Consider the following 25497-nt stretch of genomic DNA (forward strand, 5'->3'; position numbering starts at 1 on the left):
CTGAACCCGGTTCCCGCCGTCCCGCGGAGCACCGGCCCGCACTTCGCGCTTCCAACGCCCTTCAGTATGCCGGGAGTTGTCCCGCGCCTCGGTCGCCAGGCGGGGCGCAGGCCCTCGATGCGCGAGCCCATGACCCGCCGGACCCGCCGACGCGTGCCGCTCCGGCCCGACGCGGAAGAAGGGCCCTGGCGGGCCCCGGGACCGCACCGGCCGTCCCGGTGTTCTCCTCCCGGCTCCGTCCGGCGCTCGCCCGGGATGGGGCCGGACGAGTACGATCCGGCCAACACGCCCGCGAGCTGGGAGGAGGGACGGTGGGGCAGCTGACCGGCGGCGATCCCTCGCTGCTGCGGAGGATCAACTCGGCGGTGGTGCTGCACGCGCTGCGTGCCGCGGACTGCGCGACGCTCACCGAGGTCGCCCGGCTCACCGGGCTGTCCCGGCCCACCGTCGAGGGTGTGGTCGAGGGGCTGATGGAGGCGGGGCTCGTGGTGGAGCGGGCCGCCGACGAGGGCATCGCGCGCCGGCAGGGGCGCCCGGCCCGCCGGTTCCGGTTCCGGGCGGAGGCCGGGCATCTGCTGGGCCTGGAGGTCGGGGCGCACCGGGTCGCCGCGCTCCTGTCCGACCTGGACGGCCGGGTGCTGGGCGGACAGTCCAAGAAGGTCGGGGAGACCGCCTCGGCGGACGAGCGTCTGGACCGGCTGCGCGGCGCGGTCGCCGACCTGCTGCGGCGCTGCGGGGTCCCCCGTGACTCGCTGCGCGCGGTGGGTGTGGGCACGCCGGGCATCGTGGCGGCCGACGGCACGGTGCGACTGGGGACCGCGCTGCCGCAGTGGACGGGACTCAACCTCGGTGAGCGGCTGAGCCGTTCGTTCAAGTGCCCGGTGCTGGTGGAGAACGACGCCAACGCGGCGGCCGTCGCCGAGCACTGGAAGGGCGCGGCGGACGGCACCGACGACGTGGTGTTCGTGCTGGCCGGGCTGAGCCCGGGGGCGGGCGCGCTGATCGGGGGGCGGCTGCACCGGGGCTTCGGCGGGGCGGCCGGGGAGATCGGCGCGTTGCACCTGCTGGGCCGGGAGGCCACCCCGGAGACGCTGCTGTCCACCACCGACGAGCCGTTGCACCCGCTGGACGAGCAGGCGGTGGCCGAGGTGTTCGCGCTGGCCCGCCAGGGCGATCTGCGGGCGCGGGCGGCCGAGGAGCGGTTCGTCCAGCGGCTGGTGCACGATGTGGCCGCGCTGGTGCTGGCGCTCGATCCGGAGCTGGTCGTGATCGGCGGCTGGGCGGCCGGCCTGGACGGTGTGCTGGAGCCGCTGCGCCGTGAACTCGCCCGCTACTGCCTGCGGCCGCCCCGGGTGGCGCTGTCGGCGCTGGGCGAGGCGGCCGTGCCGACGGGCGCGCTGCGGCTGGCCCTGGACCATGTGGAGGAGCAGCTGTTCGCGGTGGCGGGCACGGTCACGGCGCGCCGCTGACCGATCGGGGGTGCCTCCTTGTGGCCACGGCAGGGGGTACGTGAAACCCCCTGTGGGGGTGGGTGGTTCAGCCTGGCGAGCGGGACCGCCGGCTACGGCGGTCGGGCGGGCAGGAGCAGCGCCGAGGGCGGGTCCGGATGGCGCACGGCGGTCAGGGCGGCGGTGAAGGCGCCCATGGAGTGGCCGGTCGGCACCACGGGGGCCCGTGCCGGTTCCCCGACGACGGCGGCCATGTCGTCGGCGTGCGCGGCGATGCCGTAGGGGCCGGGCAGCGCTCGGCTGTGCGCCCGGCCGCGCAGGTCGGGGGCCGGCGGGGTGACCCGGCCCGCCAGGTGGTGGGCGACCCGGGCCCGCCTCCTCGCGGTGCGTGGTCGCCGGCGCGACGGGAGCGCCACCGGCGGCCGGTCAGGAGGCCCGCCGCTCCGGGTCGTGGTGGATCTCCACGCCGGCCGCGTCGCCGAACGTCAGCCGGCAGGTGTCGGCGCGGTAGGTCGCCACGGAGAGGGCGGCGGTGCGGCCCTCGGCGGTGAAGCGGGTGGTGACGACGAGCACCGGGGAGCCGGGCAGCCGGTCGAGTTCGCGGGCGTCGTCCGCGCGGGCCGAGCCCAGTTCGACGGCGCGGTCCTGGCCCTCCGGCTCCAGCCGGTGCAGCTCCCGCAGCACGGTGCGGGCGCGGGCCGGGCCGGAGGGCGCGTCGATCGCGGTGAGGCCGGGCACCGAGGCGGCCGGGATGTACAGCAGTTCGGTGGCGACCCGCTGGCCGCCCGAGGTGCGGGAGCGGCGCACGGTGTGCACGGGCTCGTCCGCAGCGGTCTCCAGGGCCGCGGCCACGGCCCCGGGCGGCACCTGCTGGACGCAGTCGGTGGCCTGCCAGGCGTCCCCGGACCCGCCCGGCCAGGCGTGCTGCTCGCCGCCGACGGCCACGCCCACGCGCGGCGGCGCGACGGTGGTGCCGACGCCGCGGCGGCGCTGCAACCGGCCTTCCAGCTCCAGCTGTTCGAGGGCCTGACGGAGCGTCGCCCGGGCCACGCCGAAGCGGGCCGCCAGGTCGCGCTCGTTGGGCAGGATCTCGCCGACCGAGAACTCCGAGTCCAGTGCCTCGCTGAGCACGGTCTTGAGATGCCAGTACTTCGGTTCCTGCACCGAATCCAGCTGCGTGGTCCCCACCCTGTCCTCCGCAAGAGCCGTTATCCGGCGGTTTTTAGCGCCCTTGTTTATTAAAGGTTGTTGCACTTCTCTGCGACCATAGGACGGCCGACACCCTTGGTCAAGACCAATCCTTCATCGCCGCGGGACCGCCGGGGCACGGCGCCGCGGAGCGTTCACGAGGCGTTCGCACGAGGTGATGCGGGTGACATCACGGCAAAGCCCCCGTCGCGCGACGGGGGCCCGGTGCCGTGCGGACGGCTCAGCGGCCGGTCAGATGGCGCAGCTTGTCGGGGTTGCGCTGGATGTACACGGACGTCACCCGGCCGTCCACGACGTCGAGCTGGAAGAGGGTGTCCGGCTTTCCGCCGGACAGGACCAGCGCGGCGGGGCCGCCGTTGACCTCCAGCGCCCGCACGGTCAGATCCGGACCGGCCTCGGGCGTGACGGCGGCCAGGAAACGGGCCACCTTGTCGACGCTGTGCAGGATGCGCAGGGCCGACCTGACCTTGCCGCCGCCGTCGGCGACCAGGCGGACGTCCGGGGCGAGCACCGACATCAGCCCGTCCAGGTCGCCCCCGGACGCGGCGATCAGGAAACGCTCCGTCAGCTCGCGCCGCTGTGCCGGGTCGACGTCGTAGCGCGGGCGCCGCTCCTCCACGTGCCGGCGCGCCCGCCCGGCGAGCTGCCGGACCGCCGGTTCGCCGCGGTCGAGCAGCTCCGCGATCTCCGCGTACGGGAAGCCGAACGCCTCCCGCAGCACGAACACGGCCCGCTCCAGCGGGGACAGCGATTCCAGGACGACCAGTACGGCCAGGGAGACGCTGTCGGCGAGGACGGCGCGGTCGGCGGCGTCGGGGGCGGTGTCGCCGTACTCGGTGAGACAGGGTTCCGGCAGCCACGGCCCGACGTACGACTCGGCGCGCGACTGTGCGAGGCGCAGCCGGTCGATGGCCAGCCGGGTGGTGATCCGCACCAGGTAGGCGCGCGGCTCGCGGATCTCCGTGTGGTCGGCGCGAGACCAGCGCAGCCAGGCGTCCTGGACCACGTCCTCGGCGTCGGCGACGCGGCCGAGCATGCGGTAGGCGACCCCGGTGAGCAGGGGCCGGTGCTCCTCGAAGACGTCGGTCGCGGGGTCGGCGGTCATGTCCTCATCCCATCCGACACGCGCGTGGCCTGTCCAGCCGGAATCGGACCCCGCGCGCCGGCCCCGGACCACAATGACCGCGCGGGCCGCCGGGGCCGGCGGCCGGGTGACGGGAGGTGGCCATTGCGGTACGGGGTGCTGGGCACGGGCGAGGTGGGCCGGACGCTGGCCGGACGGCTGGTGGAGCTGGGGCACGAGGTGACGCTGGGCTCGCGCACCGCGGACAACCCGGTGGCGCGGGAGTGGGCCACCGCGTCGGCGAGCCGGGCGCGCGCCGGGACGTTCGCGGACGCGGCGGAGGCGGCCGAGCTGGTGATCAACGCGGTGAGCGGGCAGGTGGCGCTGGACGCGCTGCGGGCGGCGGGCGCCGCGCACCTGAACGGCAAGGTGCTGGTCGACGTGTGCAATCCGCTGTCGTTCGAGGGCGGGCTGCCGCGGCTGGACCCGGTGGACTCGGACAGCCTGGGCGAGCGGATCCAGCGGGCCTTCCCCGGGGCGCGCGTGGTGAAGACGCTGAACACGGTCGACTTCAGGGTGATGACGGACCCGGGGCGGGTGCCGGGCGAGCACCATCTGTTCGTGTGCGGGGAGAGCGCGGCCGCCAAGGAGCAGACGCGGGCGCTGCTCGGGGACTTGGGGTGGCCGGCCGCGCGGGTGCTCGACCTGGGCGGCATCGCGGCGGCACGGGCTCTGGAGATGTACGTGCCGCTCCGGCTCCAGATGGCGCGGGCGTTCGGGCACGAGGACTTCAACATCGAGGTGCACCGCGCCGGTTGACGGGCGGATCGGTGCGCCTCCGGGGGCTACCCGTCGGTAGCGATCGCTGCCAAGCTGTGCACGGCGTCCGTTCGTGAGCAGTCCAGCCGAGGAGCACCCCATGTCCGCCACCGTCTCCTTCCCCGTCCCGACCCCGCGCGGCCCCGAGGACGTGACCGTCTCCTACGCGCGCGTGGGGCGCGGCGAGCCGCTGGTGCTGCTGCACGGCATCGGCCATCACCGGCAGGCGTGGGACCCGGTCGTGGACATCCTCGCCACCGAGCGCGAGGTGATCGCCGTCGACCTGCCGGGCTTCGGCGCCTCCCCCGCCCTGCCGGACGGCCTGGCCTACGACCTGCCCACCACCAACACCGTGCTGGGCGCCCTGTTCGAGGCGCTGGACCTGGACCGCCCGCACGTGGCCGGCAACTCGCTGGGCGGACTGCTCGCCCTGGAGCTGGGCCGCGAGAAGCTCGTACGATCCGTCACCGCCCTCTCCCCGGCCGGCTTCTGGACCCGGGCCGAGCGGCGGTACGCCTTCGCGACGCTGCTCGCGATGCGCGGCATAGCCCAGCGGCTCCCGCTGCCCCTGGTGACCCGGCTGAGCCGCAGCGCCGCCGGCCGCACCGCGCTGACCAGCACCATCTACGCCCGCCCCGCCCGCCGGCGCCCCGAGGCGGTGGTCGCGGAGACCCGGGCGCTGGTCGAGGCGACCGGGTTCGAGGCGACCCTGCGGGCCGGTGCCGCCGTCCGCTTCACCGACGACGTCCCCGGCCTGCCGGTGACGGTGGCCTGGGGCACCAGGGACCGCATCCTCATCCGCCGCCAGGGCATCCGGGCCAAGCAGACCATCCCGCACGCCCGGCTGATCCGCCTGCCCGGCTGCGGACACTGCCCGATGAACGACGATCCGGCGCTGGTGGCGCGGGTGCTGCTGGACGGCAGCCGGGACTGAAGTCCCCGAAGCGGGCGGACGGTTGTTCACCCGGGGTTCGCGTGCGCGTCTCGCGGCGGCAGTAGGTGTGGCTGTGCACACCGGCCGGATCCCGCCACTGGAGGCTCAGCCATGTCCCACCGTCCGCTCCCCGGTCGCCGCGGCGTTCTGCGCGGCTCCCTCGCCGCGTCGGCGGCGCTCGCCCTGCCCGCGGGGCTCGGCGCGGCCCCGGCGTTCGCCCGGTCCGGACGGCCCCGGGCCGACTGGGGCGTCCAGGCCGGTGACGTCACCACCGACTCGGGCCTCGTGTGGGTGCGTGCGGACCGGCCGGCCCGGATGATCGTGGAGACCGCGGCGACCGAGTCGTTCCGCAACCCGCGCCGCTTCACGGGCCCGCTGCTCGGCGCGGGCAGCGACTTCACCGGCACCACCCGGCTGCACGGCCTGCCCTCCGGGGAGCAGATCCACTACCGGGTGCTGCTCGCCGACCCCGACGACCCGCGCCGCACCGGCGAGCCGGTGACCGGCACCTTCCGCACCGCGCCCGCCAAGCGGCGCCAGGGGGTGCGGTTCGTCTGGTCCGGGGACCTGGCCGGGCAGGGCTGGGGCATCAACGAGTCGATCGGCGGCTACCGCATCTTCGACGCCATGGCGAGGACAGATCCGGACTTCTTCCTGTGCAGCGGTGACAACATCTACGCCGACGGGCCGATCTCCGCGACCGCCGCCCTGCCCGACGGGAGCGTCTACCGCAGCCTCACCACCGAGGCGAAGTCGCACGTGGCGATCACCCTGGACGACTACCGGGGCAACTTCCGCTACAACCTGCTGGACGCCGCGCTGCGCCGGTTCAACGCCCAGGTGCCCGGCATCATCCAGTGGGACGACCACGAGGTCCGCAACAACTGGTACCCGGGCGAGGTGATCGGCGGCGGCACCCCCTACCCGGCCGGCACCCGCCTGAACGACCTGGCGCGCAACTCCCGCCGGGCCTTCGCCGAGTACTTCCCCGTCTCCACGCTGGGCGCCCGCGGCGACGGCCGGATCTACCGCACCCTGCACCACGGCCCGCTGCTCGACGTCTTCGTGCTGGACATGCGCACCTACCGCAACGCCAACTCCCCCGACGACCAGACCACCGACCCCGTGGGCATCCTCGGCCGCGAGCAACTGGAGTGGCTCAAGCGCGAGCTGGCCGCCTCCCGCGCGGTGTGGAAGGTGATCGCGAACGACATGCCGCTGGGCCTGGTGGTGCCGGACCCGGTGGAGGGCAGGCCGAACTACGAGGCGGTCGCGCAGGGCGACCCGGGGGCGCCGCTCGGGCGGGAACTCCAGATCGCTGAACTGCTGCGGTTCATCAAGCACCGGCGGATCACCGGCACGGTGTGGCTGACCGCCGACGTGCACCACACCTCGGCGCAGCACTACGACCCGTCGCGGGCCGCCTTCAAGGACTTCGAGCCGTTCTGGGAGTTCGTCTCCGGACCGCTCAACGCCGGGGCGTTCCCGGCCAGCGCCCTGGACGGCACGTTCGGCCCGGACCGGGTGTTCGTCAAGGCGCCCACCGTCTCCAACGTGTCGCCGGCCGAGGGCTACCAGTTCTTCGGCGAGGTCGACATCGACGGCGCGAGCGGCGAACTGACGGTGAGGCTGCGGGAGTACGACGGCACCGTGCTGTTCACGCGGACCCTGCAACCGGGCCGGGTCGGCCAGTAATCGACCCCCGCTCCCCCGCTTCCATTACCCTTCGAGCCATGTCGCGCGCCGGCGTCATCCCCCGGCGCGCGGCAACGTCGAGCCCGGGGCCGCTTTCCCGCTTCGCCGGGCGCGCCGGCCCCCGCGGGGGCACGGGGAGCGGCCGTAGAAAGTCAAACAAATCGGGCGGAGCATGCTTTACCTGACGGTCACAAACAGTTCGTGATCACGCAACACGTTTCCTTCACAGTGGCTGTATGACTCCGGATATGTCTGATGTGACCCGGGCCCGGCACGGCCGGCCCGTCCACCACTGGCGGCGGGACCTCGTGGAGCTGGCCGCGGTCTTCACCGCCGTCGCCGTGGCCGACGCGGTGGCCAACCTCGTCGGGCACGGCCCCGACGGCCCGGCCCTGCTGGGCATCTCGGCGCTCGCGCTGGCCGCCACGGCGGGCTTCCACACATGGTGGGCACGGCGCCACGGGCATGCCCCGCCCGTCCGTGATACCGGCGCCCGGCCGGCCGCCGAGACGCGGCCGGCCGGGCCCGGCGTCCTGTGGCGGATGCGGACGACGGTCAGGGACGAGCCGGGTTCGCTGGCCGAGCTGTGCGGGGCGCTGGCCGGGCACCGGGTGGACATCCTGAGCCTCCAGACGCACCCGCTGGCCGACGGCACCGTGGACGAGTTCCTGCTGCGCGCGCCCGGGACGCTGTCGGCCACGGAGCTGACCCGGGCGGTGGCGGCGGCCGGGGGCACCTCCACGTACATCGAGCGGGCCGACGCCCACGATCTGGTGGACGCGCCGACGCGGGTGCTGGGCCTGGCCGCGCGCACCGCCGTCGACGCCGCGGAACTGCCGCTGGCGCTGCGGCAGTTGCTCGGCCGCTGCACGATCCGCTCGCTGCCCGGCCGCGCGGCCGACGGCGCGCACCGGGTGCCGGTCGAGGGCGTCCTGGAGGACACCGTCATCCGGCTGCGGGCGCCGGAGGGCGGGGTGCTCACCGTGGAGCGGCCGTATCTGCCGTTCACCCCGGCCGAGTTCGCGCGGGCCCGGGCGCTGGTGGAACTGGACGCGCGGCTGGGCCCGCGAATCCCGGACGGGCAGGACGTGCTGACGCTGCCCGAGGGCAACGACATCGCCGTACGGCGGATCGACACCGGCGACCTGGCCGCGGCGAAGGCGATGCACGAGCGGTGCTCGCCCCGCACGCTGTCGCTGCGCTACCACGGGCCGGTCGGCGACGCGGACCGCTACCTCAACCACCTGCTCAGCCCGCGCTTCGGCCGGACGCTGGCCGCGCAGACGCCCTCCGGGCGCGTCGTCGGCCTCGGGCATCTGCTCTGGGACGGCGACGAGACGGAGGTCGCGCTGCTGATCGAGGACGACTGGCAGCGCCGGGGCGTCGGCGCGGAACTGCTGCGCCGGCTGGTGGGGATGGCCCGCGAGGCCCACTGCGACAGCGTGTACGCGGTGACGCAGGCCTCCAACACCGGGATGGTCGCCGCGATGCGGGGCCTCGGCCTGCCGCTGGACTACCAGGTGGAGGAGGGCACGCTGGTGATCACGGCGCGGCTGACCGCGGAACCCTCCGCCCGGCCCGCGTTCGACCGGGCCCACCGGGACTGAACCGGCTCGCGGCGCCCGGCCCCGGGCCGGACGCCGCGCCGGCCGTCAGCCCACCGCCTCGCCCAGCGGCACCGGCGTCCGCACCCGCTGCCCCAGCGCCCGGTCCAGGTCGGCCCAGAGGTCCTCGACGTCCTCCAGCCCCACCGACAGCCGGAGCAGCTTGTCGCTCACCCCGGCGTCCTGCCGGTCGTTCGCGGCGACGATGCGGTGGCTGATGGACGCGGGGTGCTGGATGAGGGTGTCGACGCTGCCGAGGCTCACCGCCGGGGTGACGAGGCGCACCCGGGAGATGACCTCGTGCGGGTCGCCGTGCACCTCGAAGGCGATCATGGCGCCGCCGAGTCGCGGATAGCGGACCCGGGCCACCCGCGGGTCGGCGGAGAGCCGGCGGGCCAGTTCCGCGGCGTTCGCGGATGCGGCCCGGACCCGGACCGGAAGCGTGGACAGGCCGCGCAGCAGCAGGTAGCCGGCGAGCGGGTGCAAAACGCCGCCCGTGGCGAAGCGGATCTGCCGCAGCCGGCCCGCCGTCTCCTCGTCGCAGGCCACGACCCCGGCCAGCACGTCGCCGTGCCCGCCGAGGTACTTCGTCGCGCTGTGCAGCACCAGCCGCGCGCCCTGCTCGGCCGGCCGTTGCAGCACGGGGGTGGCGAAGGTGTTGTCGGCGAGCAGCGGCACCGAGCCGCAGGCGTGCGCGACGGCCCGCAGGTCCAGCTCGGCGAGGGTCGGATTGGCCGGGGACTCGATCATCACCAGACCGGTGTCCGGGCGCAGCGCGTCCGTGATGCCGGCCGGGTCGGTCCAGGTCACCTCGGTGCCGAGCAGCCCGGCGGTGAGCAGGTGGTCGGAGCAGCCGTACAGGGGCCGGACCGCCACGACATGGCGCAGCCCCGCCGCCGACCTGGCGAGCAGCACCGCGCTGAGGGCGGCCATGCCGCTGGCGAAGGCGACCGCGGACTCGGTGCCCTCCAGCCGGGCCAGCGCGGTCTCGAAGCGGGCGACCGTCGGATTGCCGAGCCGCCCGTAGACCGGCGGCCCCACCGGGTCCGCGCCGTCGGCGGCGAAGGCGTCGATGCGGGCGGCCTCGCCCCGGCTGTCGTAGGAGGGGTAGGTGGTGGACAGGTCGATCGGCGGGGCGTGCAGCCCCTGGCGGGCGAGATCGTCGCGGCCGGCGTGCACGGCCTCGGTGGCCAGGGCTCTCGGTGCGGGGCGTACGTCGTCGTAGGCACCCGTGCTCGCTGTGTCCATGGCCGGAAGGGTGAACATCGAACGGTTCTGCGGCGTGAAACCCCGTGTTATGTTCGGCCGATGGCCGATTCCGTCGTACTGGATCCGGTGGATCTCCAACTGCTGCGGCTGCTGCAGAACGACGCCCGGATCACCTACCGCGACCTCGCCGCCCAGGTGGGTGTCGCGCCGTCGACCTGTCTGGACCGGGTGACCCGGCTGCGCCGCTCGGGCGTGATCCTCGGCCATCGGCTGCGCTTGGATCCGGCCAAGATCGGCCGCGGGTTGCAGGCGCTGCTGTCGGTCCAGGTCCGCCCGCACCGCAGGGAACTGGTGGGGCCGTTCGTGGAGCGGGTGCGCGCGCTGCCGGAGGCCCGCACGGTGTTCCACCTCACCGGTCCGGACGACTACCTGGTGCACGTGGCCGTCGCGGACATGGCCGATCTCCAGCGGCTGGTGCTGGACGAGTTCACCGCGCGGCGCGAAGTGGCCCGGGTGGAGACCCGGTTGATCTTCCAGCAGTGGGAGTGCGGCCCGCTGCTGCCGCCCGGCAACGCCGACAGCTGAATCGTCCGTCACGCGGGTGACGCGGGGACCTGCGCCGTACGAGGATGGGCGGCATGTCTGAGACCAACAGCCCGCTGCCCCGCCAGGTCGCCGACGCCTACGTCGACGACCTCATCGCCCTCGACCCCGTGACCGGTACCTACCTGGGAGTACCGGAGAGTTCGGGCCGGCTGCCCGACTACTCCCCGGCCGGTCAGGAGGCGCTCGCGGAGCTGGCCCGGACCACGCTCGCCAAGCTGGCCGAGGCGGAGCGCCGGCCGGGCGCGGACAGCGACGTGGAGCGGCGCTGCGGGCGGCTGCTGCGGGAGCGGCTGACCGCCGAACTCGCCGTGCACGAGGCGCACGAACACCTGCGCGCGATCGGCAACATGCACACCCCGGGCCACTCGGTGCGCGACATCTTCACGGTGATGCCGGCCTCCACCGAGGAGGACTGGGCGGCCATCGCCGAGCGGCTGCGCGCGGTGCCGGGCGCGCTCGCGGGCTACCGCGAGTCCCTGCAACTGGGCCTGGACCGCAAGCTGTTCGCGGCGCCCCGGCCGACCGAGACGTTCATCGGCCAGCTCACCGAGTGGATCGACGCGGACGGCAAGGGCCGCGGCTGGTACGAGGAGTTCGCCGCCGCCGGACCCGACGCGCTGCGCACCGAGCTGGACGGGGCGGCCCGCTCGGCCACCGCGGCCCTGGTGGAACTGCGCGACTGGCTGCGGGACGTGTACGCCCCGGCCATCGAGGGCGCCCCGAACGTCGTCGGCCGGGAGCGGTACGCCCGCTGGTCGCGCTACTTCAACGGCACCGACCTGGACCTGGACGAGGCGTACGCGTACGGCTGGTCGGAGTTCCACCGCATCCTCGGCGAGATGGAGCGGGAGGCGGAGAAGATCCTGCCCGGCGCCGAGACGCCGTGGGTGGCGCTGGCCCACCTGGACGAGCACGGCCGGCACATCGAGGGCGTGGACGAGGTCCGCGACTGGTTGCAGGGCCTGATGGACCGGGCCATCGCGGACCTGGACGGCACGCACTTCGAACTCGCCGAGCGGGTGCGGAAGGTGGAGTCGCGCATCGCCCCGCCCGGCGGCGCGGCGGCCCCCTATTACACGGGCCCGTCGGAGGACTTCTCCCGGCCCGGCCGCACCTGGCTGCCCACCATGGGACAGACCCGCTTCCCGGTCTACGACCTCGTCTCGACCTGGTACCACGAGGGCGTTCCCGGCCACCACCTCCAGCTCGCGCAGTGGGCGCACGTGGCCGAGAACCTCTCCCGCTACCAGGCGACGGTCGGCATCGTCAGCGCCAACGCCGAGGGCTGGGCGCTGTACGCGGAGCGGCTGATGGACGAGCTGGGCTACCTCACCGACCCGGAGCAGCGCCTCGGCTACCTGGACGCGCAGATGATGCGGGCGGCCCGGGTGATCGTGGACATCGGCATGCACCTGGAGCTGGAGATCCCCGCCGACTCGCCGTTCCACCCCGGCGAGCGCTGGACGCCGGAGCTGGCGCAGGAGTTCTTCGGCAGGCACAGCAGCCGCCCCGCGGACTTCGTGGAGAGCGAGCTGACCCGGTACCTGACGATCCCGGGCCAGGCGATCGGCTACAAGCTCGGCGAGCGGGCCTGGCTGCTGGGCCGGGAGCGGGCGCGGCAGCGGCACGGAGCGGCGTTCGACCTGAAGTCCTGGCACATGGCGGCCCTCTCCCAGGGCTCCCTCGGCCTGGACGACCTGGTGGACGAGCTGTCCGCGCTCTGAGCCGGTCCCGGCTCCGCTCACTCGATCGGCGTGCCCGGCGCGCGGCTCCTCCCGCTTCACGCCCATGCTGGCGAGCGGGGGACGACCGCCGTCCGGGTACGCCGCGCCGGCCGCGTGGCGCGTGCACCGGACCCTGGCCACCGGAAGAGCGGAGCGTCGATGAGGCTCGTCGTCGATCTCAACAAGTGTCAGGGATACGCGCAGTGCGCGTTCCTCGCGCCCGACGTCTTCGCCATGCACGGCGAGGAGTCGCTGGTCTACGACCCGCAACCCGACCCCGAGCAGCGTGAGCGGCTGGCCCGGGCGGTGGCCGCCTGCCCGGTGCAGGCGATCACCGCCGACGGGGTGGACGGGTCGCGGCGGGGTCCGGAGGCCGCCGATGGCCGTTGACGGAACGGACCGGCTGCGGCGCGAGGGCCGGATCGTGATCGTGGGTGCCTCGCTGGCCGGGCTGCGGGCGGCGGAGACGCTGCGCGCGGAGGGCTTCACCGGGGAGCTGACCCTGATCGGCGACGAGCCGTACGAGCCCTACGACCGGCCGCCGCTGTCCAAGGCGGTGCTGCTCGGCAAGGCCGGCCCGCACCGTACCGAGCTGCCCCGGCGCCGGGAGATCGACGCCAAGTGGCGCCTCGGCGTGGCGGCCACCGGCCTGGACCTGAGGGCCAAACGGGTCCGGCTGGCCGACGGGGACGAGGTGGAGTACGACCGGCTGCTGATCGCCACCGGAGTGCGCGCCCGGCCCTGGCCGAAGGAGCCGGAGGCCCGGCTGGACGGCGTCTTCCTGCTGCGCACCCGTGACGACGCGGCCGGGCTGTACAGCCGGCTGCGGGCGGGGCCGCGCCGGGTGTTCGTGATCGGCGCCGGGTTCGCCGGCTGCGAGGTCGCCTCCGCGTGCCGGGAGCGGGGCATCCCCGTCACGGTGGCGGAGCGGGCGGGCGCGCCGCTGGTGGGCGCCCTCGGCGGGGTGATCGGCTCGGTCGCCGCGGAGCTGATGCGCGAGCACGGCGTCGATCTGCGCACCCGGGTGACGGTGACGGCGCTGGAGGGCGATCCGGCCGGCCGGGTACGGGCGGTGCACCTGTCCGACGAGAGCGTGGTCGAGGCGGACGTGGTGGTCGTCTCGCTGGGCTCGCAGCGCAACACCGAGTGGCTGGCCGGATCCGGGCTCGGCGCGGGCCCCCGGGGCATCGCCTGTGACGCGGGGTGCCGCGCCTTCGACTTCCGGGGCATCGTCACCGACGACGTGTTCGTGGCGGGCGACGTGGCCCGCTCCCCGCACGCGCTGTTCGAGTACCAGTTCCTCTCGCTCGAACACTGGGGCAACGCCGTGGCACAGGCGGAGACGGCCGCGCACAACATGATCTGCGACGGCACCGACCGGCGCCCGCACCTGTGGATGCCGGCGTTCTGGTCCTCGCAGTTCGGGGTGAACATCAAGTCGGTCGGGGTGCCCCCGATGGGCGAGGACCTGATGATCACGCAGGGCTCGACGGCCGAGCGCCGGTTCGTCGGGGTCTACGGCCACAAGGGCAGGGTGGTGGCCGCGGTGAGCTTCGACAACACGCGGTGGCTGGAGTTCTACCAGCGGCAGATCGAGCGGGGCGCGCCGTTCCCGGTGGAGCACCCGACGCTGGACCGGCGGCCCGAGGAACGGCGGCCGGTGCCGGCCGACTTCCCGGACCCGTCGCTGCCGACCCACGCGGCCATGGTGACCCTCAGCGGCTACTCGCCCGCCGACACCCGGCTCGTCTTCCACCCGGCCCACCACTGAAGGCCCGGGCCGCCACGGCTTCCCCGCGGCCCCGCACACCGGTTTCCGGCCGGTCCCCCACCGACATCCGCCCGGCCCCCTCCCCACGCTCCGAGGACCCTCATGACGCAAGACTCGCTCGTGCGCCGGATCACCGACTTCGCCAGCCGCGCCGACCCGTACCCGCTCTACCGGGAGCTCCGCCGCACACCGGTGCTGCACGAGGATGCGGGCGGCCCCTACGTCATCAGCTCCTACTGGGACATCGAGGCGCTGCTGCACGACCCGCGGATCAGCTCGGACGCGGCGAACCTGGCCGCCGCCGGGGACGATCCGCTGGCCGGGTCGGAGGAGACGGGCGGGCTGCCGCCGTCGTTCCTGCGGCTTGACCCGCCCGAGCACGACCGGTTGCGGCGCATCGCCAACAGCGGCTTCGGACCGCCGCACCGCCCGCGCAGGATCGACGGCATGCGCGGTGAGCTGCGGGAGATCGTCACCGCGTTGATCGACGGCTTCGGCGACGCCCGGCGGATCGACCTGGTGGACCAGTTCGCCTATCCGTTCCCGGTGACCGTGATCTGCCGGCTGCTCGGGGTGCCCCGGGAGGACGAGCCCCGCTTCCGCACCTGGGTCGATCCGCTGGTGGCGAATCTCGACCCGGGTGCGCGGCAGGGCGGGGACGGGGACTTCGCGCGGACGGCCCGCGAGGCCCGGATGCAGCTCGGCATGTATCTGGCCGGGCTGGCCGAGGAACGGGCCGGAAAGCCGCGCGACGATCTGCTGTCGGACCTGGTCAACAGCCGGGGCCCGGACGGCGCGATGACGATGATGGAGGTGCTCAGCACGGCCGTGCTGCTGCTCATCGCCGGCCATGAGACGACCGTCAACCTGATCACCAACGGCATGCTCACGCTGCTGCGCCATCCACCGGTCCTGGAGCGGCTGCGCCACGAACCGGACCTCGCGCCGCGGCTGGTGGAGGAACTGCTGCGCTACGAGCCACCGGTCCAGCTGGTGCCCCAGCGCACCTGCATCACGGACATCGAGGTGCGCGGCGTGACGATCCCCAAGGGGTCGCGGATCTGGCTGATGCTGGCCGCGGGCAACCGGGACCCGGAGCGGTTCGCGGACCCCGACCGGTTCGACCCGGACCGCGAGGACGTCCAGCACCTCGGCTTCGGCAGCGGCATCCACATCTGCTTCGGCGCGCCGCTGGCCCGGCTGGAGACCCAGATCGCGCTGACCGAGCTGGCCCGGCGGCTGGAGAACCCGCGCCTGGTGCAGGACCCCCCGCCGTACCGGGAGAACGCGGTGCTGCGCGGGCCGCGGCACCTGGAGATCGACTTCGACGGACTGCGCCCCTGAGCCCGTCTCAGCTCGCCTGCGGCGTGAGCTGGACCAGCCCGACCCAGGTCTCGGGGCCCGGCTGGGCGTAGGCGGTGCGCACGGTGTACGACCCGGCGGCGAGCGGCACCTTCAGATGCTCCTGCCGGCCCGCCTCGCCGCCCGGCCAGGCCGAGTCGAACAACACCACGGGCCCGGGCACGTCCCAGCGCAGCTCCTGCTCCCACACGGCACCTTCCAGCGCGGCGGGCACCCTGGCGAGCAGCTCGCGCTCGGACCCGGCCGCGGACCACCGGACGAAGGTGCCGTGCTCGGGCAGGTAGGAGGTGGCGGCGGGCTCGTCACCGAGCACGAGCGCCGCGCTGTCACCGACGGGCAGCAGCCCGGCGTACCCGGCGACCTCGCAGGCCCGGTCGTAGTCCGTGTCCAGCTCCTCGCTGTCGGCCCCCGCCCAGAACGGCAGGACCACCTCCGGAACGGCGATCAGGGGCCCACCGCCCGACTCCACCCACTCCAGCACTCCATGATCTTCAATCCGAGCCATGGGCGAAGAACCTACACGCACCCCTGCGGACGGCTTAACCCGCCTGTCTCCAGGGGCCGTTGGGCTCACACGACGCCGCGCTGCCGCAGCGTCGAGCCCGATCTGACCGGGCCCGGGCAGTCGACGATGCCGGCCCGCTCGGGCGGGCCGGATGCGGTCGGCGCGTACTCTGCCCGGCACTTCGCGCAGCGCAGCATCAGGGCCTGCCAGACGCCGGCGTGCCGAGCAATGCCGGCGGGGCACGATGGCCAGGGGGCGGATATCGTCATTCAGTTGGTCCGGAGGCGAACGGACTCAAGTTCATTGGTGGACAACCCCACCGTCGATTACCTCCGGCTAGCCTTTTCATGACCTCCCCTTGACATGTGTCCCCTAGGGTCGGAAGCCGCGGTTGCGAACCGGGGGAGGCGACAGCGATGGGCGATGGCAAGGTTCCCGGCAAGGTGCTGGACATCAAGACCGCCGACATCAAGGCGGCGGCACCTGCCTTCCAGCAGGGCGCCATTGATCTGAGCAAGGCCCTGACCACGCTCATTCAGACCCTGGACGGCCTGGGCGAGCCCTGGGGCCACGACAAGCAGGGAAACCAGTTCGGTGGCGTCTACAAGCCGCACCAGAAAAAGATCGAGGGCGCGGCGGGCATCCTGGTGCTCGGCCTGACGAGCATTCACGAGGCCATGACCGACATGGCGGACGGCCACGTGGACAACGACGAACTCATCGCCGGCATGTTCACGGAAGTGAAGACCGACAAGCCGGGCGACGGTGCCGGTGAGCATTGAGGACAAGGCCCGCCACATCCTTCTCGACCTGGGCTTGTGGTGGCCGGAGGCCGACTCGGGCAAGCTTCGGGACGCCGCGAAAGCCTGGCGTGCGTTCGCCGACTCCGTGGACGACGTCCGTTCCCCGGTGCACCGCAGCGCGTCCGGCATCATCCACAACAACACGGGTGAGTCGATCGAGGCGTTCCGTAAGTTCTGGGGCCGCTACGCCACCGGCGAGAGCGGCGGCTGGCTGAGCGATCTCGCCAAGTCCTCGCGGGATATGGCGGGTGCGCTGGACAAGTTCGCCGACGCCATCGACGACGCGATCAACAAGCTCTGGACGCGGATCGCCATCGACGCGGCCGTGATCGCGGGTGGTGTGGCTTTGGCCATCATGACCGCGGGCATCGCCTCGGGCGCAGCGGCAGCGGCGGCGGACGCGGTCATCGAGTTCGGCGCCACGGTGGGAGTCGGGGTCTCCGCCGTGGTGGCCGACATCGTCGCAGGCGCCTTCGTCGGCGTCGCGTTCGGCGGGGTCGAATCGGTCACGGTGGACCTCGCTGTCGCTCAGCCGCTGCAGATGGCCACGGGGCTGCAGCACGGCTTCAGCCTGGACGAGGTCAACCAGGCCGCCAAGGACGGCATGATCTTCGGCGGCGCGCTCGGAGCGGGCGGCGGCCTGCTCAAGGCGAGCATGGAGGGCGGCCTCACCGACACCACCCCCCTGCTGCTGCGCCCGCCGTCGCTGCGCCCGGACCTGGTCGACCTGGGCCCTGCGGCCCGCAACGCCGAACGCACCCCTTGCGTGGGCGAGCCGATCGACGTGGCGACCGGCGCCATGCTGATGACCCAGACGGACCTCGCCCTGCCGGGCACCCTGCCGCTGGAGTTCACCCGCACCCACCTGTCCTCCTACCGGGGCGGCGTCTGCTTCGGCCCGACCTGGATCTCCACCCTGGACGAGTGCCTCCAGATCGACGGCGAGGGCGTCGTCTTCGCCGCGGCCGACGGCATGCGCCTGGTCTACCCGGTACCGGAGCCGGGCGTGCCGACCATGCCGGTGAAGGGCCCGCGCTGGCCGCTGGAGTGGGACGGCAAACCGGACGGCGCGATGACCGTCACCGACCCGTCGACGGGAGTGACCCGCACCTTCGCAGCCCCCGTCCCCTCACCATCCTTCGGCGTCTTCCACCTGGCACTGGACTCCTGGAGCGACCGCAACGGCAACCGCATCGACGTCGAACGCGACGACGAAGGCATCCCGTTCGGCATCCGCCACTCCGGCGGCTACTACGTCGCCGTCGACACCCAGGGCCCCCGCATCACCGCCCTGCGCCTCCTGGACGAGCCCCCTTCCCGCTACCGCCCGGGCACCACGACCGACGAGGGCACGGTCGTCATGCGCTACGGCTACGACACCACCGGCAACCTCACCGAGGTCATCAACTCCAGCGGCGAACCCCTGCGCTTCACCTACGACACCGAGGGACGCGTCACCCGCTGGACCGACCGCAACGGAACCTGGTTCGGTTACGTCTACGACGACCGAGGCCGGGTCACCCGCACCGAGGGCATCGACGGCATCCTGTCCGGCGCCCTGACCTACGACGACACCACACGCACGACGACGTACACGGACTCTCAGGGGCACGTCTCAGTCCACCGGTACAACACCGAGGGCCTGGTGGTGGAAGAGACGGACCCGCTCGGGCACGTCACCCGCACGGAGTGGGACGAGTACGGCGCCCACCCGGTCGCGGTGACCGATCCGCTGGGCCACACCACGCGGTACGCCTACGACGACGCCGGCAACCTCACCGGCCTCGTTCTCCCCGACGGCACAGCGGCCCAGGCGGAGTACAACGCGCTCGGCCTCCCGACCAAGGTGGTCGAGCCGGGCGGGGCAGTCTGGCGGCACACCTACGACGACCGTGGCAATGTGATTGTCACGGTGGACCCAACCGGTGCCGAGACCCGCTACCAGTACGGTAGTAGGGGGCAATTGGCCGCCGTCACAGACGCCCTCGGTCACACACGGAGGATCGTGTCGAACGCGGCTGGCTTGCCAATCACGCTCGGTGATGAACTAGGGCACGAGACGACCGTGGGCCGCGACTCATTCGGCCGCATTATCGCGGTGACCGACCCACTCGGTCACACGACACGCATGGAATGGAGCATCGAGGGCAAGCCTACGTGGCGTGAGTACCCCGACGGCACACGCGAATCCTGGGCCTGGGACGCTGAAGGTAACCTAATCGCGCACACAGATCTCGCCGGGAACACAACCGCGCATACCTCCGCGCCCTTCGACGTCCCGGCATCCCGCACCGACCCGGACGGCACTCGATACGGGTTCACATACGACACCGAGTTGCGTCTGACAGGCGTCACCAACCCCGATGGGCGAACCTGGTCTTACCTCTATGACGAGGCCGGCCGTTTGATCGCGGAGACGGACTTCAACGGGCGCACCCTGACGTACGCCTACGATGCCGCAGGCAGGCTGATCACCCGGGTCAACGGCGTCGGCGAGGTCCTACGCTTTACCCGTGACACGCGCGGCAGAGTCGTAGCCCAGGAAACCGACAACGGCGAGATCACGACGTACGCGTACACACCGAACGGAGACCTCTCCCACGCGGCTAACGCGGACGCCGAGGTGGTCCTGGAACGGGACGCGCTGGGCCGGATCCTGTCGGAGACCGTCAACGATCGCACGTCAGTCTTTCAGTACGACGCTCTCGGACGCCGCACTCGTCGCGTTGTACCGTCGGGACTGGCGTCGGACTGGACATATGACGCGGTCGGCAGACCGGCCCAACTACGCTCAATGGCCGGCACGCTGGACTTCTCGCACGACGCCGCAGGTCGTGAGATCGAGCGCCGGTTCGGTGAGGGAGTGACGCTCACGCAGCGCTGGAACCCGAACGGGCAGATGACCGCGCAGTCCCTGACCTCTGCCATCGGCGGACCCGTTCCGGACTGCCTCCTCCAGCACCGCACGTACACCTACCGGGTCGACGGCCATCTCACCGAGATCCGAGAACTGACTTCGGGAACTCGCCACTTCGGCCTGGACGACACGGGCAGCGTCACCAAGGTTCGGGCGCACGGTTGGACCGAGACCTACGCCTACGACAGCACCGGCAAGGTTCGGGGGGTGTCGGCACCTGGCCACGACTCCCCTGGTGAACGCGAGTTCGAAGGCACGATCGTCCGTCGAGCGGGGCGGACGACGTACGAGCACGACTGCCAAGGTCGGCTCACCAGGCGAACACGCAAACTCCTCAGCGGGAAATCACACACCTGGTCCTATGTCTGGAATGCGGAGGACCGCCTGACCGAGGTGGTGACACCGAACGGTGACCGATGGAGGTACGCCTACGACCCCCTGGGCCGGCGGATCTCCAAGCACCGCGTGACCCACGACGGGTCGCCCGCCGACCGTGTCGAATTCTCGTGGGATGACACCCGCCTGGGCGAACAGACCCTCCCGGACGGCAAAGTGATCAGCTGGGACTACGAACCGGACACTCACCGTCCGGTCACCCAGACCCTCCACACGCGGTCACATGTCCCTGAGGGGGCTTCGTTCCTCTCGCGGCTAGCCGAGGAGACAGGCCCCGAGAGCGTCACCCGCTTTCTCGCGGTCATCACCGACAACGCTGGTTCTCCCATGGAACTCGTCACCGCGCAGGGCGAGGTGGTGTGGCAGCGCCGTACTACGTTGTGGGGCACCCACGTCCCGTCCGGGACCGACGACGCGGAATCCGCCACCTGTCCGCTGCGCTTTCCGGGCCAGTACTTCGACACCGAGTCAGGGCTGCACTACAACTACTTCCGCTACTACGATCCAGAAGTCGCCCGGTACGTCAGCCCCGATCCGCTTGGGCTCGATGCCGCTCCCGATCACCATGCGTACGTCGACGCGCCCCTGCTCCTCGTCGACCCGCTGGGTCTGAAGTGCGAAGAGGTCGTTGCGACACCTCGGACCGGGGTCAAGGGTCTCATAAAGGACGCTCAACTTCCCCACACGGGACGCATCCGCTTCGTCCCGGACAAGAGAGTCTCGGTCAGTACGGGCCTGCCCCGCGGCGCTCGAAAGGGCTATATCGACCGATTCGGTAACGAGTGGATCAAGGGGCCTTCCAGGACCGCCGGGCAGCCGTTCGAATGGGATGTCCAGCTGAGCAAACTGGGCAAGGCCAAACTGGGTTGGCTCAGTAGGGACGGCAGTCATCTCAATGTGTCACTCGACGGCGAGATCACCCACAAGTAACGGCAAAGGAATCAATGCACCATGACGGACCCCCTCCCCTTCTTCGCAGAAGTGCGTGTGCTCCGGGCCCCCGGCAGCCCCCGGCTCGAGGGCAAGCTGGGAGGCATCCTCGGCATCACAGAGCCGCCTGATGAAGCGACTCCGCCCGCCTACGCCGTGCTGCTCGACGGAGAGGACGAGGTGTATACGTTCCTCCGCGACGAGATCGAGCCCACAGGGCACATGCGAAAGCAGGAGGATTACTACTGACGGCGATCCTCATGGGTTGAGCCCGCTGTCTGCGTCAAGACGGGACCGAGCAGTGTCTGATCGCCGTCAGACCCCCCGCTGCCGCAGCGTCGACCCCGTTCTGCCCTTCACGACCTCCAGTTGGGCGTGGATGCGGCGGCGCAGGTCGGGGACGTGGCTGACGATGCCCACGCTGCGGTCGCGTTCGCGCAGGCCGTCGAGGACGTCGAGGACCTCGTCCAGGGTCTGGTCGTCGAGGCTGCCGAAGCCCTCGTCGATGAAAAGGGTGTCCAGGCGGACGCCGCCGGTCTCGTCGGTGACGACGTCGGCGAGGCCGAGGGCGAGGGCCAGGGAGGCGAAGAAGGTCTCGCCGCCGGAGAGGGTGGCGGTGTCCCGTTCGCGCCCGGTCCAGGCGTCCACCACGTGCAGGCCGAGGCCGCTGCGGCCGCGGCCGCTGCGGTCGTCGGAGTGGACGAGGGTGTAGCGGCCGGAGGACATCCGCTGGAGGCGGACGGTCGCGGCGGCGGCGACCTGTTCCAGACGGGCGGCGAGCACGTACGACTCCAGGCGCATCCTGCGCTCGTTGTCGGCGGCGGTGCCCGCGGTGAGGGCGGCGAGCCGGGCGACCCGGTCGTACTCCTCGCGCAGCGGTCCGAGCCGGCGCACGGCCTCGGCGGCACGGGCGGACAGCCGGTCCAGTTCGGCGCGGCAGCGGTCGGCGGCATCACGGGCGGAGACGGCCTGCCGCAGCCGGCGCTCGGTCTCGGCGGCCGTCCGTTCGGCGCCGGCCGGATCGGCGGGCGGCCGCTGGGCGGCGGCCGCGCTGTCCGCCTCGGCGAGCACGGCGCGCACGGCCGCCTCCTCCGACTGCCAGGCGTCCAGGCGGTGTTGCAGTTCGCGGTGCCCGTCGTCGGTGAGCAGGGCGGCGGCCGCGGCCTCGGGGGTGGCGAACCCGGCCCGGTAGGCGGCGTCGGCCAGCCGGGCGTCGGCGCTCTTCAGGCGCTGGGCGGTGTCCTCGGCGGCGCGTACGGCCTCCGCGGCCTCGGTGAGCAGCTCCGCCTGCCGCTCCAGCTGGGCGGCGCGCGCGGCCACACTCTCCGCGGTGCCGCGGGCCTGGGCCAACTCCGTTTCCAGCTGGGACTGTTCGCGGTCCAGCGCCTCGCGCCGGGTGAGCCGTGAGGCGGCCCGTACGGCGGCCTGCTGCCGCTCGGCGAGGCGCCGCTCACGCTCCTGCTCGGCGCCCCGCAGCTCCTCGTGGGCGGCGTGCAGCCCGGAGGCGGTCTGCCGGGCGCGGGCGTACTCCTGCTCCAACTCGTCGGCTTCGGCGGCGAGTTCACCTACAGGTGTCTCGCCTGCCTCGGCGGTGGCGGCGGCCAGGGACTCGCGTACGGCGGCGACGCCCCGCTCGGCCTCGGTGTGCCGGCGGTCGGCCTCCCGGGAGGCGGCGTGCGCCTGTTCCTCGGCGGCGCGGTCCACGTGCCCGGCGACCTTGCGGGCGGGCGCCGGGTGTTCGGTGGCGCCGCAGACCGCGCACGGCTCGCCGTCGGCGAGGTGGGCGGCCAGTTCGGCGGCGATGCCGGTCAGGCGCTGTTCCTTGAGGTCGAGCCAGTGGGCGCGGGCGTCCAGGGCGCGCTGTCCGGCGTCCTGGGCCCGCCGCCGGGCCGTCTCCAGCTCCTCGGTGAGGGCGTCCCGGGCGCGGGCCGCCGCCAGGCGCCGCCGCATCGGATCGCGGCGGACGCCGAGCTGTTCGGCGCGGGTGGCGGCCTCCTGGGCGGTGTCGATGCGGGTCTGGAGGTCGGCGCGTGCGGTGTCCCAGCCCGCCAGCCAGGCGTCGGCCTCGCGCAGCACGTCCTCGTCGGCGCGTTCCTGGCGGTCGAGCCCGGCGCGTTCGGCGGTCACCTCGGCAAGGCGCCGCTCGGCGCGCCGGGCGGCGTCCAGGCCGCCCAGTTCCTCGGCGGCGCGGCGGGCGGCGGCGGCCAGCGCGCTCGCGTCGGCGTCGGCGAGCGGGCCGGGCAGCGCGCTCCGGACGCGGGCCTCGGCGGCGTCCGCCCCGCGGTGCTCCCGCTCGGCCTCCTCACGCAGCTGGAGCGCGGGCGCGACCTGCTCGGCCTTGCGGGAACGCGCCATGCGCTCCTGGTCCTCGCGATGGTCGCCGGCCCGCTCCTCAAGCCGTTCGGCGCGCCGCCGCGCTTCGGCGAAGCGGCCCTGCAACCGGGCGAGTTCACGTTCCTCGTCCACAGCGCGACGGGCGTCGGCGTGGGCGGACTCGGCGGCGGCCAGGCGGCTGTGGGCGACGGCGAGGCGTTCCCGGGCGGTGGTGCGGGCGACGGCGGCGGCGCCGAGCACGGCCTCGGCGAGTCCCGGGTCGCCGGGCGCCAGCTCGGGCAGCTCCATGGCGTCACCCGCGGCCTGCTGCATGCGGTGGGCGTCGGCGAGGAGGGCGGCGTCGCCCTCGCGCACCCGGGCCTCGGCGGCGCGGCGGCGTTCGGCGAGGCGCTTCTCGACGTCGGCGAAGCGCTGGGTGTCGAACAGGCGGCCCAGCAGCCGGCCGCGGGCCTCGGCGTCGGCACGCAGGAAGCGGGCGAAGTCGCCCTGGGGCAACAGCACGACCTGGCAGAACTGCTCCCGGCTCATGCCGAGCAGCTGCTCGAACTCGGCCCCGATCTCCTGGTGGGAGCGGCTGAGGTCCTTCCAGGCGCCCGCCGTGGCGTCGTACTCGCGCAGCCAGGTCTGGGCCTTGTCGACGGTGGTGCCCTTGCCGCGCAGCTTGGGGCGCTCCCAGGGCGGCTGCCGGGTGACCTCGAGCCGGCGTCCGGCGACGGTGAGTTCGAGGCGGACCTCGGTGCGCGTGCCGGGCTCGGCGTGATCGCTGCGCAGGTTCATGCCCTGGCCCGTGCCGCTCTGGCGGGCGCCGGGGACGGAGCCGTACAGGGCGTAGCAGACGGCGTCCAGGACGGAGGTCTTGCCGGCGCCGGTGGGGCCGTGCAGCAGGAAGAGGCCGGCGGCGGACAGCGCGTCGAAGTCGACGTGCTGGGTGGCGCCGAAGGGACCGAAGGCGGTGATGTCGAGCCGGTGCAGCCTCACCGGGCCACCTCCCGTACGGCCGCGTCGGCGCGGACGGCGTCGAAGGTCTCGCGCAGTATCGCGCTCTCCCGTTCGTCCGGTCCGGCGCCGCGGACGTGGGCGACGAAGTCCCGGGCGATCTGCTGGTCGCTGCGGCCCGCGAGGCGCCGGGCGTAGGAGACCCGGGGGTCGTCGGGGGCGCGCTCGGGGTCGAAGACGAGGCTCAGGGTGTGCGGGAAGCGCTCGGCGAGCCGGGCCATCGGGTCGGCCGGGCGGACGCTGTCGGTGAGGGTGGCCTCGATCCAGGAGTCCTCGTGGCGGGCGAGGTCCGGGTCGGCGAGCAGTTCCTCCAGGGTGCCGCGGACGCGGGCCAGCGGGCGCGGCACCGGGCAGTCGAGGCGTTCGGCGCGGACGGTGCCATCGGCTCCGAGGTCGACCAGCCACATGCTCTTGCGGTGGTCGGCCTCGGAGAAGGAGTAGGCGAGCGGGGAGCCGGAGTAGCGCACGCGCTCGGTGAGGGTCTGGCAGCCGTGCAGGTGGCCGAGGGCCACGTAGTGGGCGCCGTCGAAGACCCCGGCGGGTACGGCGGCGACACCGCCGACGGTGATGTCGCGTTCGCTGTCGCTGGCCTCGCCGCCGGTGACGAAGGCGTGGGCGAGGACGACGCAGCGGGTGCCCTCCGGGCGGGTGGCGAGGTCGGCGCGGACCCGGTCCATGGCGGCCGCGAGGACGGCCTCGTGTCCTGCCTTCTCGACGCCGAACTCGTCCTTCACCAGGGCGGGTTCGAGGTAGGGCAGGCCGTAGAGGGCGACGTCGCCGTGGGCGTCGGCGAGCACCACGGGGGTGGCGACGGCGGACGGTTCGGTGCGCAGGTGGATGCCAGCGCGGTCGATGAGTCCGGCGCCGACGCCGAGGCGGCGGGCCGAGTCGTGGTTGCCGGAGATCATCACGGTGGGCACGCCCAGTGCGGCGAGGCGGTGCAGGGCGTCGTCGAAGAGTTCGACGGCGGCGAGCGGGGGCACCGCGCGGTCGTACACGTCTCCCGCCACGAGCACCGCGTCCACCTCGCGCTCGCGCACGGTGGCGACGAGGTGACCGATGAACTCGGCCTGGGCGCCGAGCATGCTCACCCGGTGGAAGGCCCGGCCGAGGTGCCAGTCGGACGTGTGCAGGAGTCTCATGACCACCGAGACTAACGGCCGGGTACGACA

At 73.2% G+C, this 25497-nt stretch carries 19 protein-coding genes and 1 pseudogene; 13 read left to right on the forward strand and 7 right to left on the reverse strand.

The features are described 5' to 3' along the window. The first annotated feature begins 311 nt into the window (after positions 1 to 311). A complete protein-coding gene (locus BLW85_RS08270; RefSeq protein WP_070028209.1) occupies positions 312 to 1469 on the forward strand; it encodes an ROK family transcriptional regulator in 1158 nt (385 codons plus the stop codon). A gap of 110 nt (positions 1470 to 1579) precedes the next feature. Here the strand turns inward: BLW85_RS08270 and BLW85_RS08275 are convergent. From BLW85_RS08275 to BLW85_RS08285, 3 genes and pseudogenes are all read right to left on the reverse strand, one after another. After that, positions 1580 to 1878: pseudogene (locus tag BLW85_RS08275) on the reverse strand (alpha/beta fold hydrolase); the annotation flags it as partial. After that, positions 1875 to 2636, reverse strand: a complete 762-nt coding sequence (locus BLW85_RS08280) for a GntR family transcriptional regulator (RefSeq protein ID WP_074991711.1) — start codon at positions 2634 to 2636, stop codon at positions 1875 to 1877. The gene BLW85_RS08280 and the pseudogene BLW85_RS08275, both read right to left, overlap by 4 nt. A gap of 241 nt (positions 2637 to 2877) precedes the next feature. Next, positions 2878 to 3762, reverse strand: a complete 885-nt coding sequence (locus BLW85_RS08285; RefSeq protein ID WP_070028214.1) for an RNA polymerase sigma-70 factor — start codon at positions 3760 to 3762, stop codon at positions 2878 to 2880. 123 nt (positions 3763 to 3885) lie between these two features. Between BLW85_RS08285 and BLW85_RS08290 the strand changes: the two genes are divergently transcribed. The 4 genes from BLW85_RS08290 to BLW85_RS08305 all read left to right on the forward strand — a co-directional run bounded on the left by BLW85_RS08290 (position 3886) and on the right by BLW85_RS08305 (position 8775). Continuing rightward, the gene (locus tag BLW85_RS08290; RefSeq protein ID WP_074991712.1) at positions 3886 to 4539 is read left to right on the forward strand and encodes an NADPH-dependent F420 reductase; all 654 of its coding nucleotides are present in this window, start codon (positions 3886 to 3888) and stop codon (positions 4537 to 4539) included. 100 nt (positions 4540 to 4639) lie between these two features. After that, positions 4640 to 5473, forward strand: coding sequence for an alpha/beta fold hydrolase (locus BLW85_RS08295; protein WP_070028218.1), 834 nt, complete (start codon positions 4640 to 4642; stop codon positions 5471 to 5473). A 111-nt stretch (positions 5474 to 5584) separates the two neighbouring features. Beyond that, positions 5585 to 7168, forward strand: a complete 1584-nt coding sequence (locus tag BLW85_RS08300) for an alkaline phosphatase D family protein (protein ID WP_074991713.1) — start codon at positions 5585 to 5587, stop codon at positions 7166 to 7168. Positions 7169 to 7416: 248 nt separating this feature from the next. Continuing rightward, positions 7417 to 8775: a GNAT family N-acetyltransferase gene (locus BLW85_RS08305; protein ID WP_070028221.1), complete on the forward strand. Its 1359-nt coding sequence runs from the start codon at positions 7417 to 7419 to the stop codon at positions 8773 to 8775. Between the two features lie 45 nt (positions 8776 to 8820). Here the strand turns inward: BLW85_RS08305 and BLW85_RS08310 are convergent, their stop codons facing one another. After that, positions 8821 to 10020: a trans-sulfuration enzyme family protein gene (locus BLW85_RS08310; protein WP_074996016.1), complete on the reverse strand. Its 1200-nt coding sequence runs from the start codon at positions 10018 to 10020 to the stop codon at positions 8821 to 8823. A 60-nt stretch (positions 10021 to 10080) separates the two neighbouring features. Between BLW85_RS08310 and BLW85_RS08315 the strand changes: the two genes are divergently transcribed. The 5 genes from BLW85_RS08315 to BLW85_RS08335 all read left to right on the forward strand — a co-directional run bounded on the left by BLW85_RS08315 (position 10081) and on the right by BLW85_RS08335 (position 15426). Then, positions 10081 to 10566 carry an Lrp/AsnC family transcriptional regulator gene (locus tag BLW85_RS08315; protein WP_070028223.1) on the forward strand — a complete coding sequence of 162 codons (486 nt, stop codon included), beginning with the start codon at positions 10081 to 10083 and terminating at the stop codon, positions 10564 to 10566. A gap of 53 nt (positions 10567 to 10619) precedes the next feature. Continuing rightward, positions 10620 to 12311 carry a DUF885 domain-containing protein gene (locus BLW85_RS08320; protein ID WP_074991714.1) on the forward strand — a complete coding sequence of 564 codons (1692 nt, stop codon included), beginning with the start codon at positions 10620 to 10622 and terminating at the stop codon, positions 12309 to 12311. 159 nt (positions 12312 to 12470) lie between these two features. Beyond that, the gene (locus BLW85_RS08325; protein ID WP_074991715.1) at positions 12471 to 12701 is read left to right on the forward strand and encodes a ferredoxin; all 231 of its coding nucleotides are present in this window, start codon (positions 12471 to 12473) and stop codon (positions 12699 to 12701) included. Then, the gene (locus tag BLW85_RS08330) at positions 12691 to 14082 is read left to right on the forward strand and encodes an NAD(P)/FAD-dependent oxidoreductase (protein ID WP_074991716.1); all 1392 of its coding nucleotides are present in this window, start codon (positions 12691 to 12693) and stop codon (positions 14080 to 14082) included. The genes BLW85_RS08325 and BLW85_RS08330 overlap by 11 nt, the downstream gene beginning before the upstream one ends. Positions 14083 to 14184: 102 nt before the next feature. After that, entirely contained in the window at positions 14185 to 15426 is a 1242-nt protein-coding gene (locus tag BLW85_RS08335) for a cytochrome P450 (RefSeq protein ID WP_074991717.1), read from the forward strand. A gap of 7 nt (positions 15427 to 15433) precedes the next feature. Here the strand turns inward: BLW85_RS08335 and BLW85_RS08340 are convergent, their stop codons facing one another. Next, the gene (locus BLW85_RS08340; RefSeq protein WP_074991718.1) at positions 15434 to 15949 is read right to left on the reverse strand and encodes an immunity 21 family protein; all 516 of its coding nucleotides are present in this window, start codon (positions 15947 to 15949) and stop codon (positions 15434 to 15436) included. Positions 15950 to 16365: 416 nt separating this feature from the next. Here BLW85_RS08340 and BLW85_RS08345 point away from each other — a divergent pair, with 416 nt between their 5' ends. Genes BLW85_RS08345 through BLW85_RS08355 form a run of 3 tightly spaced genes read left to right on the forward strand, consistent with a single transcriptional unit; the run spans position 16366 to position 21244 of the window. After that, entirely contained in the window at positions 16366 to 16731 is a 366-nt protein-coding gene (locus BLW85_RS08345; protein ID WP_074991719.1) for a hypothetical protein, read from the forward strand. Continuing rightward, positions 16721 to 20995: a polymorphic toxin type 17 domain-containing protein gene (locus BLW85_RS08350; protein WP_074996017.1), complete on the forward strand. Its 4275-nt coding sequence runs from the start codon at positions 16721 to 16723 to the stop codon at positions 20993 to 20995. The genes BLW85_RS08345 and BLW85_RS08350 overlap by 11 nt, the downstream gene beginning before the upstream one ends. A 21-nt stretch (positions 20996 to 21016) precedes the next feature. After that, positions 21017 to 21244: a hypothetical protein gene (locus BLW85_RS08355; RefSeq protein WP_074991720.1), complete on the forward strand. Its 228-nt coding sequence runs from the start codon at positions 21017 to 21019 to the stop codon at positions 21242 to 21244. A 66-nt stretch (positions 21245 to 21310) separates the two neighbouring features. Here BLW85_RS08355 and BLW85_RS08360 read toward each other — a convergent pair whose 3' ends face one another. Next, the gene (locus tag BLW85_RS08360; RefSeq protein ID WP_074991721.1) at positions 21311 to 24307 is read right to left on the reverse strand and encodes an AAA family ATPase; all 2997 of its coding nucleotides are present in this window, start codon (positions 24305 to 24307) and stop codon (positions 21311 to 21313) included. Further along, positions 24304 to 25467 (reverse strand): exonuclease SbcCD subunit D, encoded by a 1164-nt coding sequence (locus tag BLW85_RS08365; RefSeq protein WP_074991722.1) that lies wholly within the window; start codon positions 25465 to 25467, stop codon positions 24304 to 24306. Before BLW85_RS08365 ends, BLW85_RS08360 begins: the two co-directional genes overlap by 4 nt. Between the last annotated feature and the right edge of the window lie 30 nt (positions 25468 to 25497).

The organism is Streptomyces misionensis, assembly GCF_900104815.1.
In the GTDB taxonomy this organism is placed as follows: Bacteria; Actinomycetota; Actinomycetes; order Streptomycetales; family Streptomycetaceae; genus Streptomyces; species Streptomyces misionensis.

What these genes read in the sequence shown, in the direction of transcription:
- BLW85_RS08355 (WP_074991720.1), top strand. Translation starts at nt 21,017, where the DNA reads ATGACGGACCCCCTCCCCTTCTTCGCAGAAGTGCGTGTGCTCCGGGCC.
- BLW85_RS08345 (WP_074991719.1), top strand. Translation starts at nt 16,366, where the DNA reads ATGGGCGATGGCAAGGTTCCCGGCAAGGTGCTGGACATCAAGACCGCC.
- BLW85_RS08295 (WP_070028218.1), top strand. Translation starts at nt 4,640, where the DNA reads ATGTCCGCCACCGTCTCCTTCCCCGTCCCGACCCCGCGCGGCCCCGAG.
- BLW85_RS08335 (WP_074991717.1), top strand. Translation starts at nt 14,185, where the DNA reads ATGACGCAAGACTCGCTCGTGCGCCGGATCACCGACTTCGCCAGCCGC.
- BLW85_RS08325 (WP_074991715.1), top strand. Translation starts at nt 12,471, where the DNA reads ATGAGGCTCGTCGTCGATCTCAACAAGTGTCAGGGATACGCGCAGTGC.
- BLW85_RS08305 (WP_070028221.1), top strand. Translation starts at nt 7,417, where the DNA reads ATGTCTGATGTGACCCGGGCCCGGCACGGCCGGCCCGTCCACCACTGG.
- BLW85_RS08310 (WP_074996016.1), bottom strand. Translation starts at nt 10,020, where the DNA reads ATGGACACAGCGAGCACGGGTGCCTACGACGACGTACGCCCCGCACCG.
- BLW85_RS08365 (WP_074991722.1), bottom strand. Translation starts at nt 25,467, where the DNA reads ATGAGACTCCTGCACACGTCCGACTGGCACCTCGGCCGGGCCTTCCAC.
- BLW85_RS08300 (WP_074991713.1), top strand. Translation starts at nt 5,585, where the DNA reads ATGTCCCACCGTCCGCTCCCCGGTCGCCGCGGCGTTCTGCGCGGCTCC.
- BLW85_RS08285 (WP_070028214.1), bottom strand. Translation starts at nt 3,762, where the DNA reads ATGACCGCCGACCCCGCGACCGACGTCTTCGAGGAGCACCGGCCCCTG.
- BLW85_RS08315 (WP_070028223.1), top strand. Translation starts at nt 10,081, where the DNA reads ATGGCCGATTCCGTCGTACTGGATCCGGTGGATCTCCAACTGCTGCGG.
- BLW85_RS08340 (WP_074991718.1), bottom strand. Translation starts at nt 15,949, where the DNA reads ATGGCTCGGATTGAAGATCATGGAGTGCTGGAGTGGGTGGAGTCGGGC.
- BLW85_RS08320 (WP_074991714.1), top strand. Translation starts at nt 10,620, where the DNA reads ATGTCTGAGACCAACAGCCCGCTGCCCCGCCAGGTCGCCGACGCCTAC.
- BLW85_RS08330 (WP_074991716.1), top strand. Translation starts at nt 12,691, where the DNA reads ATGGCCGTTGACGGAACGGACCGGCTGCGGCGCGAGGGCCGGATCGTG.